Raw genomic sequence first — 17,150 nt, forward strand, 5'->3', positions numbered from 1 at the left:
CGGCTCTTGGCGAAACTCTGATCACCCCACGGAAAAGCCTTTGCCTCTGATGTGCCAGCTCATTGGCGATTTCACAAACCGCGGGGATACCATCCTAGATCCATTTATGGGCTCTGGAACAACGGGCGCGGCAGCTCTGTTGCATGGGCGCAAGTTCATCGGGATTGAGCAGGATGAGGCTTACTTCAATTACGCGGTGCATCGGTTAGAGCAGATCGTTGAGGGTGATTTGCTGGTGCGTGCTGAGGGCGGTTTGCAAGCCAGCATCTTTGATGAGGTTGCAGCATGACAACAGCCACTCAAACCAAGATTGCCAAGGCCTTCAACGTACTTTCAAGCCTGCCGAGTGGACGCGCAAGAAGCAATGACGAGCTCATCAAAAAACTGACAGCTCTCAAAGATTTGGCGGAGGGCAGGGCAGAGAACTTGGAAGTCAAAAACGTTGACCTTCAAGCCCAGCTTAAGAAGTGCAGAAAGGAGCTTAGAGATGCTCAACAAAGAATCGACGTATTACGCGCAAAAGGCAATAAAGCTCCTCGAAGCGCAAGGGGTAAAGATAGTGCCAGATGTAAGGCAGATCGACTCTTCCCCGGACTCCCCGCCTCAGACAGGGGCGGCGGGTACGCTTGCTGAGCTGATCAAGCGCCAAAGCTATGAGCATGCGCATGATGTGATTTTGTGTCTGACGCAGATCCAAAATAGGCCGCGGTACTTAAGCCGCGATATCATGCTTGCAATCTCCGATATCCTCCGGCAGCGCCGAGAGTGGGCGCGTGATCTGGGGGCGTTTATGGACGCCTTAGACCGTGCCGATATTCCAGCAATCATCACGAGAACCAAGAGAATGCCTAAGCCTCACAGTTGGCGCTCTCATTTCGGGGCGATGATACTGGACCGTATCATAGATCGATTGGACGTAGCCCCGGAGTTGGTGGCATGAACAAGATTAAGCATATTGTAGGGCCGACTATCGCGCTTCGCAGCGGTCAATATTTCGATCTTAAGCAGCCTTGGGCTTGTGAGTTTTCTATCGAAGATATTGCTCATGCATTGGCAAACTTGTGTCGGTTTACCGGCCATTGCAAGCAGTTCTATTCAGTGGCCGAGCATTCGGTTTTCACAAGCCAAATAGTTCCGCCAGAGTTCGCGCTTGAAGGCCTGTTGCATGACGCTGCTGAGGCATTCATTGGGGATATTGCTAAGCCTCTAAAATCAATCCTCCCAGATTATGCGGTGATTGAAGAGCGAGTTGAGAATGCTGTTCTCACACGCCTTGGAGTGCCTGTGAAAATGTCGCCGGAGATCAAGCATGCAGATCTGCGAATGCTGAAGGCTGAGCAGTTCCAAGCGATGGAAGATACTAATGTTTGGCCCTTGGTAGATGAGCTAGATGCAGCGGATATCAAGCTTGAGTTCTGGCCTCCTGAGAGGGCTAAGCAGGAATTTTTGCAGCGATTTGAGGAGCTGGCTGCATGAACCGTAACCCAGATACTCAAGCTTGGATAGATGAGGCTAAAGACGTGCCTCTTGATGTTGCTGCGGAAATGACCTCAGCCGCGTTTAAGCGCACGGGTTCAGAGTTCACGTCAATCTCTGGTTGCCCCGCTTGTGGCGGTCGTGATCGCCTTGGATTTAACACCGCTAAGAAGGTTTGGATTTGCCGCGGTGCAGATCAGGGGCACGATGCAATCGGCTTCCTGATGCACGTCAATAGCCTTTCATTTTTAGAGGCTGTCGAAGCTTTAACCGGCAGGCCAAATCCAAGCGGGCAAAAGTCTAAACCTCTGACGCAAGAGCAGAGAGATGCGATTGAGCGCAAGCGTGCTGCGGCAAAAGCTAAAGCGGAAGCTGCGGAAGCAGAGCAGGCAGAGAAGGTGGAGGATACCAAAGCTTATTCTCTCAAACTCTGGAAAGAGGGGCGCTCAATAGCAGGCACGCCAGCAGAAACCTACCTGCTTAATCGAGGCATCCCTAAGTTGGATTGGCCGACTTGCTTGCGCTTCCATAAAGGACTGAAACACCAGAGCGGCAAAACCTATCCAGCTCTCATAGCTCAGGTTGTGGATGTTGACGGCGCCCATATGGCAATCTGGCGCATTTTCCTAACGCGTGATGGTCAAAAGGCTCCTGAGCAATATGTGAAACTTGGCCTTGCTCCAATTTCTGGTGGGGCTGTGCGTCTTGCTGCGCCCTCTGGCGGGCGTATTGCGCTCACTGAGGGGATTGAGACGGGTTTAGCTGTGATGGTCCTCACGGGGCTTCCGGTGTGGCCTGTGCTGGCTCGGGCTGGTTTCAAAAACCTCGAACTACCTGAGGGCGTGGAGCGCGTCGACAATTACGCAGATCACGATAAGCCAAAATGGAGCGAGAAACACGGTTGTTTCATGCCTCCAGAAGGTTTGCGCGATGCGGAAGAGGGAGCAGCGCGCTTCCGTTCAATGGGTGTTGAAGCCCACGTTCATAAGCCGGAAGCGCGCGGCAATGATTGGCTAGATGTTTTAAACAAAGTACAGCAGAGGGCGGCGTGATGCTTGAACTATTCCCAACTAAATCTGATTTTGTGCCGCATGATGAGTTGATCATCGATAGCTTTGCTGGCGGTGGGGGTGCTTCAACTGGTATTGAAATGGCGCTCGGACGGTCGCCAAACATTGCAATCAACCATTGTGATGCTGCATTGGCAATGCATGCTGAAAATCACCCTGAAACGCTGCATTTGCCTGAGAGCGTTTGGGATGTGCATTTGCAGAGCTATACGAACGGTCGACAGGTGGCATTGCTTTGGGCCTCTCCTGACTGTCGCCATTTTTCTAGGGCGCGAGGCAGTAAGCCAACCTCAAAAAGCGTGCGTATGCTTGCATGGTCCATCGTCAACTTCTGCCAAAAGCTTGGAAGCAAGCGGCCTCGGGTCATTATGTTGGAGAACGTTCCAGAGTTTCGAACCTGGGAGGACTTTGAAGCGTGGCAGGAAGCTTTGCGAAAGCTTGGCTATCGTATTGAGTTCAAGGAACTGCGCGGTTGTGACTTTGGTGCTCCAACAATTCGTAAGCGCTTGTTTATGGTCGCGCGCCGAGATCGTAAGCCGATTAAGTGGCCTGAGATTACACATGGAGATCCTAAGAGCGAGGCTGTGAAGTCCGGCAAACTCTTGCCATGGAAAACAGCGGCAGATTGCATTGATTGGTCAATCTCTTGCCCGTCTATCTTCGAGCGGAAGAAGAAGCTTGCAGATAAGACAATGGAGCGCATTGCAGCGGGCATCAAAAAGTTTGTCCTCGATGCGCAAGAGCCGTTCATCTTAAACATGAGCCATGGCGGTAATCTTGAGAACTTGGCTAAGCCATTCACCACTAACAAGACCGAAAAAGGCGGGTGCCGTGCTCTGGTGGTTCCATATGTTCAAAGGCAGTTTGGAAACTCAGTAGGTGCTGAAGTGGGTGCGCCACTGGGAACCGTAACTGCTTCGGGTGGTGGGAAGTCCGCTCTTGTTGCTGTATTCCTTGCGCAACACAACACGGGAGTCGTTGGCCGTCCAGCCGACGCACCAGTATCGACCATACTGCAATCTGGCTCGCATCAAGCGCTTGTTACCAGTCACCTGATGACAATGCGGGGCTCTTGTAAGCATGGGCGAGCAACAGATGAGCCTATGCCAGCTCTGACCGCTGGCGGCAATCATGTTGCAGAAGTGCGCTCGTTCTTGATGGCGTATTATGGCACGAGCATTGGTCAAGACACCAATGAGCCAATGGGTACTGTAACCACGAAGGATCGTTTTGGGCTCGTTACTGTAACGATTGGTGGTGAACCGTATGTCATCGTAGATATAGGCATGCGGATGCTGACACCGGCAGAGCTTTATCTCGCGCAAGGTTTTCCGGCAGATTACACAATCAACTTTGATTACAAAGGAAGGCCTTTTCCTAAAACGCAGCAAGTTGCCAAATGTGGCAACTCCGTTTGTCCTCCTGTCGCTCGCGCATTGGTTGCCTGCAATCTGCCGGAGCTGATTGTTGAGGAAGAGTTTAGGCAGGCTGCATGAATGACCAGAAGAAAGGTGACAGCGTAATGACTGAATCCACCCAAGGACAAAAGTATCCATTTGGTCAATCAAAAGATTGGCGGCGTTCTCCATGCAATCAGCATCATTTTTTACCTCTTGATGTTGGGGAAGATCCATTTGCGGCAACGGAGTTTTTTGGGGTGATGATTGGCGATCAAGGACGTGGTTGGATTGCTTGCCGCCTTGGTCGAGAGCGCACGGGGTCTTGCGAAGTGCTGAATGAGCACGAGCTCCCAGATATTCGGGATGCAATGCGTGTGTGCGAAGAGCATCGCGTAAGCCTTCCAACAACCTTGGAGAGGTGAAACATGGCTTACGGAGATTACGACGGGCCGAACAAGCCAGATAAGGGCAAAGAAGGTGGCAGCTGCAATCGAACACACTGCCAAGCCCCTAACGCTGATTGGTTTAACCATGGGTCATTTGCTTGGTACTGTGGGGATTGCAGAAACACCATTGAAAACGACCCTGTCAACCGTAGGGATTGGGAAACCCGGTGGCGTCCCAAGTGTGGCCACCCAATGTTTGAAACGCGCGAAATGATAGCAGCGCGTCAACAGACCAACTAACCCGGTAGGTGGCAATGCTTTTCAAAATCCGATGGATGCTTGGGCGCGAAATCTTAAAGCTTGGAATTTTGGTCGCGCCGGATGAGTACTTTTACAAGCTCTGCAAAGCAATTCGTGAGGCCAATGAGACCGATGTTTTCGGCCCCAAATTCAAACTGCCCAACAAAGGCCGGTGAGTGAAATGGCCCCTGAAGAAATTATCTCAGATGAAGAAATCGAGCGCGTTCATGCGCATGCTAATTTTGGATCAACGTCAAAGCGGCGCGTCGTTGATGAAGGTGTGTTGAAATACGCTTTTGGATATCAAGGCGGCTCTACGCAAGTTTCCATTCTTCGTGAGCATGGTCTTGTCCGTCAACGTAACCGCTCAAGCCTTGCCGCGTCTTTAACGCCAAAAGGCAAGAAGTACCTGCGGGCAATGAAAGCGAATACGAGCATTGATGCATTGCTCGACACTATGTCCAGATAACTCCAGTAGGTGAAGTAAATATGCAGCTCAAAAGAATTGAAGCTACTCAAAAAGATTATAACCGCGCTGAAGCGATAAAGGCGGAGCTAACCGCACAAGCTGACGGCTGCTTTGCCCCGTCCGGCTCATTCTGCGATGACACGCATTGCGAGTGCTGCCAAATCGCCTTTGACCAAGCAATAGGTGAAAACCATCCTCTGGTTTTCAAGCAATCCCAATAACCCCCGTTAGGTGATGACAATGCAAGCAGCTTTATTTGATATGCCAGCCAAACCGCGCAAACCGCGAGAGTTAAAGGCTCATGTGGTCGATGCGGGCGATGATGGTTGCGGAAAATCGGTTGCAGAGTTTGAGTGTAAGCGCTGTGGGTGGAACTCTGGTTGGATCATCATCAGTAACGTGACTGAAGCAAGGCGCGGCATTGCGTGCGAGGTCTGCAACCAGCCCTTAGGTGCACGTGTCCATAACAAGCACCACAAAACAGCGCCTTCCGATGCGGTTTACATTGGTCGTGGCTCACCTTGGGGAAACCCGTTTGCAGTGGGTAAAGACGGTACAAGAGAGCAGGTTATTGAGCGCTTTAAGTGTGAGGTGCTGCCTAGACTAGATTTAGCGCCTTTGGTCGGTAAGGACTTGGTTTGTTATTGCTATCCGAAGCCTTGCCATGGTGACGCAATCATAGAAGTGCTTCAGCAGGCTAGAGAGGCAGAATGAACGATCAAGTCTCTATCTCCAATGAAGAAACCAATATCCTTGCGCTGATGCTTGCCAAGCCTGCGACCTATTTTGAGGTCGCAGACATTCTGACAGGTGAGCATTTCCAAACAGCTCAAAGCCGGGATGTTTGGTTAGGCTTGGTTGGCAGTGCGCGTGAGGGGTTGCCCTATGATCAAGCAGGCAACACCCTGTTTGATGCTTCTCAGGTGTACAGGCACGCAGGCCGCGTTTCAGAGGATGCCAACGTTGACCTCATGTCGCGTATCATCTCGCTGATTGCGATGGGGTTGGATATCAATGCGGATGTAATGAGCCTTGCTCAGCCGATCATTGACCGCAAAGATAGCTCAGACGCACAAAAAGCCCTCTCCAGCGCGCTTGCAGCATTGCAGAGGGGAGATGATGTAAAGGCAACTATTGGAGCGACCAGCGAAGCCCTGAAGCTCATTGAGGGGAAGAGCGAGCTTGCTCGTATCCGAGTTATTGGCGAAGTTGCTAATGAAGTTTTTGCGAAGGCGCAAGAAGGACCTGAAAAGCGCGGGCCAGGTATCTCAACGGGTATCAGCGATGTAGACAGGATCTTAGGCGGTGATTGGGCGCCGGGTGATCTGGTGGGCATTGGTGGAGCTCCAGCATCTGGTAAGACAGCCTTTCTCTTGCAAGTTGGGTTGGGGGTTGCTGAGCGCGGAGGCGTTACGCAGTTTGAAAGCCTTGAGATGCGTGATTTCCAGCTTGCACAACGCTTGCTAGCTGCAAGATCGGACGTAAACCCTGCAAATCTGAAGCGTAGTGATGTTGATGCTGATGAGTTGGAACGCTTATTCCTGAATGCCCAGAAACTGCAAGGCGTTCCATTCTGGATTGACTGTGAATCTTACACCACTGTTGAGCAGATCCACACACGCGCAATGGCACGCAAACAGCGCGATGGCCTAAATCTGCTTATCGTGGATTCTCTCAAGGCAACCGGAGTTCGTGACCGCCAGCTAAATGCTAATCTTGGTGCGCGCGCTGGCTATGTCATGAAAGAGCTAAAGGAGATCGCCAAGGATTTATCAATCCCGGTAGCTGTTCTCTTGCACCCAAAAACTGGGTTGCAGCTTGGCCCTACTGAGCGAATTAAAATGGAAGATTTCTACGGTGGATCTAACTTGCAGTCAGACGCTGACACAGTAGGCATCATTCATAGGCCGGGGCCTCAGGTCGAACGCGCAAGACCTGAAGATGAAACAAAAGAAGACTTCTTAGAATGGGAAAAGATGCACATGAATTGGCCTCATACACGGGCACAATTTTGGGCTGAAAAGGTGAGGGCCGGGGCATCTGCTGGCGGAATGGTTGAGATTCATTTCGATGGCGCGCGGCAACAGTTTTAGGGGAAAGCATACGAGGAGGCGGCTTAATGGCGAGCGAAGCAGAGCGGGAGATTAGAAGCGCGGTGGTTGCTCGGTTGCGCGAAGTGCGGCCAAAGGCGCGGATTATCCATGAGTTGAAGGTGTTCCACGGTCAGAACCGGGTAGACCTCGCGGCGGTTTCTCTTGACGAAATCATTCTGGTTGAGATCAAGAGTAAGAAGGATACTCTTGCACGCTTGCAGGATCAAGCAAACGCCTGTCAGGCGCTGTCGAACCATAGTCTCATTTTACTGCATGAGAAGCACTTGGAACGAGGACATACAGAAGCTAGTCAGTGGAACAAGGCTTACTCCTATGCGTTGGTGAAGCAGCACAAGGGCGATTTCATTCATATCCATAACAGCGACTTATGGGTCTATCCGCAGTTGCCTGAAGGTGATTTGCTTCATTGTCGCGTGGATGATTGGAATATTGAGAAAAAGAAGTTCTCAGAGCTGCCTCCAGTCGGGGCATTGTTAGATCTGCTTTGGGTTGAGGAGCAGCTCAGCCTTGCAGATAGCCTTGGTATCTCTCTGAAGGGGTGCAACACGAAGGATAAGCGTGCACAAAGAATATCATTCCACGCGACTGGAGAACAGGTGTTGCGCGGTGTTTGCTGGCAGTTGCGTGGGCGTGAGTTTGCGACAGCAGACGCTCCAATATCATACAAGAGGGCAGCATAATGAATTTTCTGGACCTTGAGAGAACGATTGTAGCCCGGATGATTGAGGCGCATGTAACGCTTCTCAAAGTGAATGTACGCGGAATTGCACCAGATACAGGGCGCGGGTTTTGGCCTCAGGTTGTGCATGATCATGATGTACCTGAAATCCCAGCCGCTCACCTATCGAAAGCATATGAGGTGCTTGCGGGTTATGAGGCATTACTTGGGCCTGAAGCGCTTAAGAAGATGTTGGCGCGTGCAAAGCAGGGTCGAAGTGCCTTCATCGGGCACAATGAACTGAGGCCGGAGCATGTAAGTCGCATGAATGAGTGCCTTAACTGGCCTGCACTGATCAAGAAAGAGCATAACCGGAATGCATTCAATGCTTATTGCTATTGCAAAGCGCGTGATTTCAGCTTTCGCAAGGAAATGAGCAAGAGAGATGTGTCATATCATGCAGGTTTGAGCCGCTTTAAATATGGGCTTAAAGATCTAATGACGGTTTTTTGCAAAAATGGGGCAGTATTGGAAAGGTCAGACGAAAACTACTACTTACAATATGAGCCTAAATCAGCTATCTATATTGATACAGTGGTCGAAGCTGCGTAATTGTTTTGGCTGCTTACTTTTCTGGTGATGACTAATGTACTTGGCCCCTACTTCGGTAGGGGCTTTTCTTTTGGCCGTGTAGCTCAATGATTAGAGCCGTCCGCTCATAACGGATTGGTTGCAGGTTTGATTCCTGTCGCGGCTACCAAGCGAATTCTAATAGCGCGGCACGATGCCAGCGCTTCCCGCCCTATGCTCCTGCCTTGCGTGATCCTCCCACCATCCGGCAGTAGAGCAAGGGCGGGGCTGTTTTTAGTGATTGGCGGCTCTGCATAGCATCCGCACCTGAGGGGCTGTAGCGCCCCAGATGAGAGCGCCGCGTGCTCAGACAGTGGCAAGCAAGCACGAGCCGAAAGGCGGTTAGGTCCACAACGTGGCTAAAGATGCTTGGGCAGCAAGCTGGCAATGCTTCACTAGAAACCAGCAAAACAGCATGGCCGCGGCCTCTTGGGAAACCTACGCCGCGGTCCTCTACCCACACGTAGCGTGCTGCGTGTCCTCTCCCTTTCGCGTATCGAAATCTGAACCTCTTAGGGGTTGGTTGACTGCGCGTGGGGGAGAAGAGTTTTCAGGAGGTTGAAGCATGGCTTCTAAGCAAGTGTTGAACCAGCGCATTCAGGAGCTGGAAGAGCAGCTCTCTCAGAGTAGAGGCTTTAGTTGGCGCCAAGTTATGGCGGTTGGTGTTTCTGTTGGCCTCATTGTTTTTGTGGCTGGCTTCAAGTTTGGTGGTTTGTGATGGGTGAGGTCTTTCTTGGTGCGGCGCTGATTTTCTTCGCGCTATGCACTCTTGTCCTTGCTGCTGCAATTGGGCGGCTGGCGGTGGTGCTTAAACCAGCCCAGCAACATTCAACATGGCCTAGGAGGAATCTACATTGATGCTGCGTTTCGTGAGAAAGTTCGCTTCCGGTGTTGGTTGGTTCTTTATGTGTGGCGCCTGTGTGATGGGTGTCTATGTGGCTTGGGAGTTGGCCCAAATCTATATGGAAGTTGGAGAGCTGGCCAAGGCTACAGGTGCTGTCTTGCTTGGCTGCGGTTTCGTTGTGGCCATTGTACGTGATGCGTTTCACCAAGTGCGTGGTTGCTTTGAGAAAAAGCATCGCTGGCTTGTATCGTTTGCGCACAGCAAGGGGTTCGGCAACGCGTTCACTACCGCAAAGCAAAGTGAAGTGACAGAGAAATTCCTGTGTGAAATTGCTGCTTACTTAGGGCCGCAGGGGGCGGTTTCCGATGTTGTAATCATTTCAGTATCACCGGTCGCCGGTGGGCCAATGGAGGAGGAGTATGAAGCTAGTTAGATGGTTGCGGGGGCAGGGGGAAGACCTCAGAGACGCAATGATTGAAGATCTGCTGCGGAAGGTTAAGTCCCTCAGGGCGAGAAAGTTCGGTGTGAACGTAGACTGGAAAGTTGTTGCAGAATCCCGCGCTCAGGAAATCATCAACCTACGGGCTGAGAAGAAAGAGCTTCAATCCCAGATCCACGAAGGGTTGGAGGATCGCAATAGGCTAGTCGCTGAAAACTGGGAGCTGGAAGGCAGGTTAGAGCGCATCCGTAGCTCTTGGTAGGAGGGGCAGGGTATGACGCACACGAAGAGGCGAACGCCCTGCCTTGTCCCATTCTGTAATAGATCGACAGCAAGATTAGAGCTGGGAGGTGAATGGCTCTGCGCTGATCATTACAGGCACGTAGACAAAGAGCTAAAAGCCCTTCGCAAGCGCTTAAGGCAGAGAAGGAAAGACCCAGAGAGGACAGCTAAGGCTGATTGGGTTGTATGGCAGAAGATGAAACGCCAAGCGATTGAAAGGGCGTTCGGGATTAGGGCTTAATATGGCAAAGAGCGATAAGGCGTCAAAGGCAAAAGCCCTCACTGCAAAGCAAGAGTTGTTCTGTCTGGAATACATCAAGGACTTGAACGCGACACAAGCTGCAATTCGTTCCGGTTACTCGGAAAAGACGGCTTATAAGATTGGCGCGGAGAACCTCAGTAAACCTCAGATCCAAGAGCGTATCTCTGTCGCGCAGAATGAGCGCTCAGAGAGAGTGCAGGTAGATGGGGATAGGGTTTTGCAGGAGCTGGCAAAGATTGGCTTCAGTGACCTTCGTAAGCTGTTTACACCTGCGGGGCATTTGTTGCCGCCAGACCAATGGCCGGAGGATGTATCCGGGGCAATCTCATCACTCAAGGTAATCACGAAGCCGGGTGAAGAGGACAAGGACGGTAACAAGACCGTTGAGCATGTCCATGAAATCAAGCTTTGGGACAAGAACAGCGCTCTTGAGAAGATCGCTAAGCACCTCGGCATGTTCATTGAGACGGTGAACCTTAAGCACTCCGGTGAAGTAACTCAAAATCACAATATGAGCTGGCGCGAGATGTTGAGGCAGAGGGCACCGGAAGAATAGCTGAGGTCTAATGGCAACCTATCTTACAAATCCGGCTTTGTTCGACTTCTGGGAGCAGGTTTTTGAGGATGGGATTGACGGCGGCATTCTCTATGGTGGGCGCTCCAGTTCCAAGACCGTGGATACTGCAAGAAACCTTACGCGACTGGTTGATTATGTCCCGGTCAAGCTTCGCATTATGTGCGTTCGCCGGTTCCAGAACAAAATTGAGCATTCAGTTTATCAAGAGCTGTGTGATGCAATCGAAGCTTTGGGGCTGCAAAAACGCTTTGATATCCAGAAGGCGAAGATTGTCCATATTGCTACTAAGTCTGAATTCTTCTTCTATGGGACGGAACGCAACTTAGGGGACATTAAAGGTACTTCTGGCGTTGATATCCTCTGGGTGGAGGAGGGTGAAGCGCTTACGAAGGATCAATGGGAGATCATAGAGCCAACTGTTCGCAAAGAGGGCAGTTTAAAGCTCATTCTGTTTAACCCGCGCTTCGTTACTGATTTCGTTTGGAAATTCTTCATCGTCAATACGCCTCCGGGGTGGATAAAGCGGCTGATCAACCATGATGAGAATCCGTTTCTGTCTAAGACGATGCTGCGCACAATTGCGGCACATAGAAAGCGAGATCCTGACGGGTTTGAAAACGTCTATGACGGCAAGCCTATGGGAGACAGTGAGCTTTCCATCTTCAAGCGTCGTTGGTTGGATGCTTGTGTTGATGCTCATGTAAATCTGGAAATTGAGTTGGTCGGCCGCAAAGTTATCGGGTTTGATCCTGCGGACGATGGTGAAGATGCCTGCGCAACCGCAGATATGATAGGCAGCGTTGTAATCGGGCTTGATGAATGGAGGGCCGGTAAGGACGAGCTGACGCAATCCTCCAAGAGAGTTTGGGCGCGGGCTAAGGCGCAAGGTGCTCTCGTCTCATATGACACTGTAGGTGTAGGCGCGTTCATTGGTGGTCATATCAACGACCTGAACAGCGAGAATAAAGCGAGTGTCGCACACTTTGCATTTCATGCTGGTGGCGCTGTGCTTGATCCTGATGACCCGAGCGACCCGTACAACGAAAACAGCCCAACAAATCGAGCGGAATACAGTCGCCTTAAAGCACAAGGCTGGGCGCGTACGTCTCGCAAGGCAATGCTCACTTACAACGCTGTAGTGCGCGGTCATTCAATCCGGCCTGAGGACGTTCTGAGCTTTAGCAGTGACATACCAAAGGAAGCGCTTGAAGAGCTCTTTACTGAGCTTTGCGTGCCTTGGTGGGTTCAGAACGAAGGTAAAAAGCACGTGGTTCCAAAAGAGAAGCTCAAAAAGGATATGGGCGTTAAATCGCACAACCGTGCTGATGCTCTGATTGCTGCCGATAACGCGGGCGAAGATGAACACTATGATTTAGGGGCATTGGTGTAATGAATTTTATGGACGGCCTGCGAAACTTGTTTTCGGGCCTTGGCATCCCCGGCAGAGACAAAAGCGCAGGCGCTCAGTTTCTGCATGCGCCTATCTCTGAGGCGGAAATCCTCGCGTTGTTTGATGGCGACGCTATCGCGAAGAAAATCGCGGTGGCACCTTCTGAAGATATGGTTGCCAAATGGCGTGAGTGGACAGATCCAAAGGTAGAGGCGGAAGAGAAAAAGCATAGGCTGCGAGCCAAGATCCGCGACACCCTGATTATGGCAAAGCGTGATGGTGGTGCAGCGCTGGTGTTCTCCATTCGCGGACAGAGTCTCGACCAGCCCTTGCAGGCTGATGGTGCGCGCGAGGGTGCGCTGCAATGGATTCATCCATTCAGCAGGGTAGAGATTACGCCTATGGATGTGCGGCGTGACCCTAATGATGAGTGGTTTGGAGAGCCTGAGTACTTCGTGATTAACACCACGATGCAGGAAGTTAAGATCCACCCGTCGCGCGTCATCTCGTTCTTTGGCGATGAGCGCTTGCGTGGTGTTACGATGGACCCGGATTATTGGGGCGTTTCTATCTATGATGCTTTACGTGAGTTCATTAGGCGGCGTGAGACTGCCTTAGGTGAGGGGTGTTCACTCCTGCCAGAGATGAAAACGGATATCGTCAAGATACCTGGCTTATCCGCATTGCTGGCCGATAAGGATAAAGAGGCCAAACTGCGTGAGCGCATGCTCTTTATGCGAGAGAACAAGAGCAATCACGGCATTGCAGTTATGCAAGGTGGCGACGAGAAGAGCGCGGAACAATGGGAGCAGAAGACGCTCACACTCTCGCAAGTTCCCGAAATGATGCAAGAGTTCATCCAGCATGAGGCTGGTGCAGCAGATATCCCGCTTACTCGGCTTTATGGCACATCACCAAAAGGGCTTGGCGCCAATGGTGATGGTGAAACACGCAACTACTATGACCGGCTCAAAGCTGAACAGGAAACACGGATAGAGCCAGCTCTATGCGAGTTCGACGAAGTGTTGCAGCGCTCCTCTGGAGCTAAGACAGGCTCCACTTTCAAGTGGGTTCCGCTCAAAGAACTAGATGAGAAAGAGCGCGGCGAGTTGTTCTCGAAGCAAGCAGATGGCGTGTCAAAACTTCATGAAACAGGCTTGTTCCCTGAAGAAGTGCTTGCAGATAGCTCTGTAACGATGCTGGAGAACGGCGGCACGCTGACCGGCATTGCGGCGGCTTACAAAGAACATGTAGGGTATGAAGACCCTCCCGACGAAGACGACGAGGACGTGACCGATGAAGTCAATCAACCTAACGGAGCTGGTGGACGCCGGAGCGACGCGCAAGACAAGTGACGGTTACTTGATCGCAGATGCAAAGGTAGCTCGTACGGGTATCCAGCGTTATGCCGGATATGAGCTAGGCTTCGCAGATCGCGGAGTAATGCGCGTTTACCGTCCTGAGGAAGAAGTTTTCAAAGCGGCAAGCTTGGCTTCTTTCGCGGGTAAGCCTGTCACCAATGATCATCCAGCCACAAGCGTTTCAGCTGAAGACTGGAAGGAAAAGGCTGTAGGGCACGTCGGCAACGACATTGCGCGAGACGGTGAGTTTGTGCGCGTGCCCTTCACGGTGATGGATAAAGCGACTGTAGAGCAGGTTGAGGGCGGCAAGCGCCAGCTTTCTGTTGGCTACTCTGCAACGCTCACAGTTGAAGACGGATTTACGCCAGAAGGTGAGCCTTACGATGCTGTTCAGCGGGATATTAAGGTAAACCATTTGGCACTCGTGCGAGTTGCTCGTGCAGGGTCTGAGGCTCGGATTGAAGACGGTGCTAAATGGGGGGCATCCCCGATTTTTGACCATAAAGAGGAAGCGATAGTGAAAACCTATAACATCGCAGTTGGCGACAAGGCCTTTGTTGTAAATGAAGACGGCAAAGAGGCAGTTGATGCAATGAAGATCATCGTTGCCGATAAAGACGCAGAGTTGGCAGAGGCTCAAAAGCAGGCGAACGAAGCGCAGGCCAAAGCCGACATGTTGGCAGACCAGCACAATAAAGAGTTGGATGAAGTCAAAGCTCAGATCGTCTCTGATGAGCAGCTTGACCAGCTAGTCGCTGACCGGTCTGCGCTGACTGCACGCGCCTCCAAGTTTCTTGGTGATGACGACATCAAGGGCAAGTCTGTAGCTGAAATCAAGCGGGCTTGCGTGGTCGCGAACAAAGGCGCCGACTTTGCTGATGGTAAAGATGACGCTTACATCTCTGTCGCCTTTGACATGTTGGTTGAGCCAACAAAAGTCGACGACTTGCAGCCTGCTGGCAGCTCCAGGCAGGAAACCAACGACAGCCTTGAAAGTCTTACGAGTACGGCTGAAGAAGCCCGCCAGCGTATGATTAAAGGCGACAACAAGGACAAAAGCTAATGGCTTTGCAGACTACTTTTAATACCTACCCAACCGGCCAGAACCCGGGGCAGATCGTAACACTTGTTACGGGTGTTGCGCGGCGCTCTGGTGTGTGTGGTGAGGTAGATGGCATTCCATTTGGTGCGCCAATCTCAGTAGATGATAAGGGCGTCATCACCATTGCAACAGGTGCTGCTGCTGGTATTGCTGTCTTGGACTACGGCCTTTACACCGAAACGGCTAACGTTTTCGAGCACAAGTCTACCATGGACTACACGCCTGATGGTGAAGTCTGGGCTCTCGGTGATGGTGGCGCGTTCGCCTCTGGTGGCAAGGTCTATTGGGACGCTGGCGCAAAGAAATACACTGCAACATCTGCAGGTAATGTTGACATTGGTGCCGAGTTTGTACGCTCTGGCGATGACGCCATGATTGCTGTTAAGCTCAGCGGCTAACCAGCCCCCCCCGCAAACACTTTTCCATTTTAACGGCCTGCCATTCGGCGGGCTTTTCTGTTTCTAAAGGTTAGAAATGAAGATTACCGCTACTATCAGCGATGCTGCGCTGAATGCTGCCTTCTCCTACGCACAGCGAGAAGGCGAGCGTATCAAGGCTAAGGTGTATGAGCTCAAGTACCCTGAGCATGACTGGCGCTCTCTTGTCCCTGTCGATGGCGAGGCAGGCGCTTGGGATGATGAGGTTTCTACCATCATCGAAGACCTCAAGGGCGAAGCAGCAATTGTTTCCGGCAACAACAACGATGTGCCGACAGTCTCCATTCAGCGCGGCAAGGATACAAAGAGCATCTACGGCATGGCCTTGGGTGGGGCTTGGGGCTTTGCTGAGATCAATAAAGCCATGGAGCGCGGTGGTTCGCTATCCGATAAGTTCATGCGCTCTATTCGCCGCGGTCACGAAGTCAAGTCTTACAAGCTGGCAATGTTTGGTGATGAGGCGACAGGCGAAAAAGGCTTGCTCAACCAAACAATCGTCGCAAAAGCTGCTGCGGCTAAGGACTGGGCAACGGCAAGTCCTGAAGAAATTCTTGTGATGTTCAACGATGAAATCATCGCAGGCTATAAGGCGACTAACTACGTCTACATGCCTGATACGGTGATTGTGCCAATGTCCAAATGGCTGGCACTGGCAAACCGCATCATTCCTGATACGGGCGGCATGACGGTGATGGACTACATCATCAATAAGAACGTCTACACTGAGCAGACCAAGAAGCCGCTCAACATTGAGCCGTCGCTTCATGCGGAAACTGCTGGTGCAGGTAGCACATCGCGTATGGTGACTTACCGCAAAAACGTTGAGTGCTTGGCCGTCTTTAATCCGCTGCCGCTGCTCTTTACTCCGATTGAACGCGACAAGCTGGAGTTTTCAATCATCGGCTATCAGCGCATGTCTGGCTTGGATCTGCGTATCCCGGCAACGATGCGCTATTTCGACGGCATTTGATGTAACTGGGCGGGCTTCGGCTCGCCCTTCCTTTTTCGGTGGGAACACAATGAAGATTTTGAACAAAGCAAGCGCAGCAGTGGTGCTGCCTGACAGCACAGCAATTTCAGCAAATGGCTTTGCTGAGCTGGAAGCAGAAGCATGGGACAAGATGAAGGGTAATCCGGTTGTCTCTGCATGGTTGGAGGCCGGTGACATTGCTGCAGAAGATGGCGATGTGAAGCAAGATGAGCCGCCTGCTGGTAGAGATGGTGAGGGGAATGGCACCGGTGACACGTTTGAGGTTGCTCGCCTCAAAGAGGGTGAGGAAATCCCTGCAAACTTTACCGGGCTGATTGTTCGAGGCGCAGGTTATCGCGATGTGTACGTAGATGGCACTGAAAAAGAATCTGTCCGTGGTGATGATGCTGCTGTTGCAAAGCTGAAAGAGATTTTGGGGGTCTAATGTCCATTTATGGCACGGTTGAAGAAGCTGATAAATATCATGCGGCAAGAGGCCGTGCCGATTGGGCAGGGCTGAGTGAAGAGCAAAAGCATCAAACGTTGATAAGCGGCGCCGTGTATGTCGACGGCGAGTACGTGGCGCGCATTAACGGCCAGCTCTCCTCATATGAGCAGGAAAGAGCTTGGCCGCGGGTTGGGGCAACTACCTGCGACGGTGTTGCAATCCCAGACGATGTAACGCCTCAAGGCTGGAGGGAAGCGAGCTTTGAAGCGGCATACCTGGAGTCTAAAACTCCGGGCATTCTTGCGCCTAATGAAGATAGGTCAGTTGTTTTGACTGAGAAAACTATTGGGCCAATGACCAAGAAATTTAAAGCGGTTAGTGATGGCTCATCCTCTGGGAAGTACTTCGGAGCGATTGAGCAAGCGGTTGCCCGCTTCCTGCAACCTGAAACTACTGCAACAGCAGACGACAGCGCGCATTATGGCGGCTCTGCTTTTTGGGTGTGATCGATGAGCAAGTATGCAGAAGACGCGCA

At 51.7% G+C, this 17,150-nt stretch carries 23 protein-coding genes and 1 tRNA gene; all 24 read left to right on the forward strand.

Annotation, left to right across the window (positions count from 1 at the left end; translation table 11 throughout):
• A partial coding sequence (locus PPL9_RS20000; RefSeq protein WP_082596995.1) for a site-specific DNA-methyltransferase occupies positions 1–289 on the forward strand: 289 nt, incomplete at its 5' end.
• Positions 290–487: 198 nt separating this feature from the next.
• Positions 488–940, forward strand: a complete 453-nt coding sequence (locus PPL9_RS20005; RefSeq protein WP_057464337.1) for a hypothetical protein — start codon at positions 488–490, stop codon at positions 938–940.
• Positions 937–1,476, forward strand: coding sequence for a hypothetical protein (locus tag PPL9_RS20010; RefSeq protein ID WP_057464338.1), 540 nt, complete (start codon positions 937–939; stop codon positions 1,474–1,476). Before PPL9_RS20005 ends, PPL9_RS20010 begins: the two co-directional genes overlap by 4 nt.
• Positions 1,473–2,528: a toprim domain-containing protein gene (locus tag PPL9_RS20015; protein WP_057464339.1), complete on the forward strand. Its 1,056-nt coding sequence runs from the start codon at positions 1,473–1,475 to the stop codon at positions 2,526–2,528. Before PPL9_RS20010 ends, PPL9_RS20015 begins: the two co-directional genes overlap by 4 nt.
• A complete protein-coding gene (locus PPL9_RS20020) occupies positions 2,528–4,042 on the forward strand; it encodes a DNA cytosine methyltransferase (RefSeq protein WP_057464340.1) in 1,515 nt (504 codons plus the stop codon). The genes PPL9_RS20015 and PPL9_RS20020 overlap by 1 nt, the downstream gene beginning before the upstream one ends.
• Positions 4,043–4,646: 604 nt before the next feature.
• Positions 4,647–4,808, forward strand: a complete 162-nt coding sequence (locus tag PPL9_RS32480) for a hypothetical protein (RefSeq protein ID WP_161831380.1) — start codon at positions 4,647–4,649, stop codon at positions 4,806–4,808.
• A gap of 5 nt (positions 4,809–4,813) precedes the next feature.
• Positions 4,814–5,101 carry a hypothetical protein gene (locus PPL9_RS20030; RefSeq protein WP_057464342.1) on the forward strand — a complete coding sequence of 96 codons (288 nt, stop codon included), beginning with the start codon at positions 4,814–4,816 and terminating at the stop codon, positions 5,099–5,101.
• A 20-nt stretch (positions 5,102–5,121) separates the two neighbouring features.
• Positions 5,122–5,322 (forward strand): hypothetical protein, encoded by a 201-nt coding sequence (locus PPL9_RS20035; protein ID WP_057464343.1) that lies wholly within the window; start codon positions 5,122–5,124, stop codon positions 5,320–5,322.
• A gap of 19 nt (positions 5,323–5,341) precedes the next feature.
• Positions 5,342–5,815, forward strand: coding sequence for a DUF4326 domain-containing protein (locus PPL9_RS31465; RefSeq protein WP_200962343.1), 474 nt, complete (start codon positions 5,342–5,344; stop codon positions 5,813–5,815).
• Complete coding sequence (locus PPL9_RS20045; RefSeq protein WP_057464344.1) at positions 5,812–7,194, forward strand: DnaB-like helicase C-terminal domain-containing protein; 1,383 nt, start codon at positions 5,812–5,814, stop codon at positions 7,192–7,194. The genes PPL9_RS31465 and PPL9_RS20045 overlap by 4 nt, the downstream gene beginning before the upstream one ends.
• 26 nt (positions 7,195–7,220) lie before the next feature.
• Positions 7,221–7,895 carry a hypothetical protein gene (locus PPL9_RS20050; RefSeq protein ID WP_057464345.1) on the forward strand — a complete coding sequence of 225 codons (675 nt, stop codon included), beginning with the start codon at positions 7,221–7,223 and terminating at the stop codon, positions 7,893–7,895.
• Positions 7,895–8,485: a hypothetical protein gene (locus PPL9_RS20055; RefSeq protein WP_057464346.1), complete on the forward strand. Its 591-nt coding sequence runs from the start codon at positions 7,895–7,897 to the stop codon at positions 8,483–8,485. Before PPL9_RS20050 ends, PPL9_RS20055 begins: the two co-directional genes overlap by 1 nt.
• 72 nt (positions 8,486–8,557) lie before the next feature.
• Positions 8,558–8,633: transfer RNA gene (locus PPL9_RS20060), tRNA-Ile, on the forward strand.
• A gap of 435 nt (positions 8,634–9,068) precedes the next feature.
• Positions 9,069–9,221: a hypothetical protein gene (locus PPL9_RS32485; protein WP_161831382.1), complete on the forward strand. Its 153-nt coding sequence runs from the start codon at positions 9,069–9,071 to the stop codon at positions 9,219–9,221.
• Between the two features lie 139 nt (positions 9,222–9,360).
• Positions 9,361–9,780, forward strand: coding sequence for a hypothetical protein (locus PPL9_RS20065; protein WP_057464347.1), 420 nt, complete (start codon positions 9,361–9,363; stop codon positions 9,778–9,780).
• Complete coding sequence (locus PPL9_RS20070) at positions 9,767–10,048, forward strand: hypothetical protein (RefSeq protein WP_057464348.1); 282 nt, start codon at positions 9,767–9,769, stop codon at positions 10,046–10,048. The genes PPL9_RS20065 and PPL9_RS20070 overlap by 14 nt, the downstream gene beginning before the upstream one ends.
• A 262-nt stretch (positions 10,049–10,310) precedes the next feature.
• On the forward strand, positions 10,311–10,886 hold the full coding sequence (locus PPL9_RS20080) for a terminase small subunit (protein WP_057464350.1): 576 nt from the start codon (positions 10,311–10,313) through the stop codon (positions 10,884–10,886).
• A gap of 10 nt (positions 10,887–10,896) precedes the next feature.
• On the forward strand, positions 10,897–12,297 hold the full coding sequence (locus PPL9_RS20085) for a PBSX family phage terminase large subunit (protein ID WP_082596996.1): 1,401 nt from the start codon (positions 10,897–10,899) through the stop codon (positions 12,295–12,297).
• Entirely contained in the window at positions 12,297–13,652 is a 1,356-nt protein-coding gene (locus PPL9_RS20090) for a DUF1073 domain-containing protein (protein ID WP_057464351.1), read from the forward strand. Before PPL9_RS20085 ends, PPL9_RS20090 begins: the two co-directional genes overlap by 1 nt.
• Positions 13,594–14,721, forward strand: coding sequence for a DUF2213 domain-containing protein (locus tag PPL9_RS20095; protein WP_057464352.1), 1,128 nt, complete (start codon positions 13,594–13,596; stop codon positions 14,719–14,721). The genes PPL9_RS20090 and PPL9_RS20095 overlap by 59 nt, the downstream gene beginning before the upstream one ends.
• A complete protein-coding gene (locus PPL9_RS20100) occupies positions 14,721–15,158 on the forward strand; it encodes a DUF2190 family protein (protein ID WP_057464353.1) in 438 nt (145 codons plus the stop codon). Before PPL9_RS20095 ends, PPL9_RS20100 begins: the two co-directional genes overlap by 1 nt.
• A gap of 76 nt (positions 15,159–15,234) precedes the next feature.
• Entirely contained in the window at positions 15,235–16,167 is a 933-nt protein-coding gene (locus PPL9_RS20105; protein WP_057464354.1) for a major capsid family protein, read from the forward strand.
• Positions 16,168–16,216: 49 nt separating this feature from the next.
• On the forward strand, positions 16,217–16,612 hold the full coding sequence (locus PPL9_RS20110; RefSeq protein WP_057464355.1) for a hypothetical protein: 396 nt from the start codon (positions 16,217–16,219) through the stop codon (positions 16,610–16,612).
• On the forward strand, positions 16,612–17,121 hold the full coding sequence (locus PPL9_RS20115; protein WP_057464356.1) for a DnaT-like ssDNA-binding protein: 510 nt from the start codon (positions 16,612–16,614) through the stop codon (positions 17,119–17,121). The genes PPL9_RS20110 and PPL9_RS20115 overlap by 1 nt, the downstream gene beginning before the upstream one ends.
• The last annotated feature ends 29 nt before the right edge of the window (positions 17,122–17,150 follow it).

Source organism: Pseudovibrio sp. POLY-S9 (assembly GCF_001431305.1).
GTDB lineage: Bacteria > Pseudomonadota > Alphaproteobacteria > Rhizobiales > Stappiaceae > Pseudovibrio.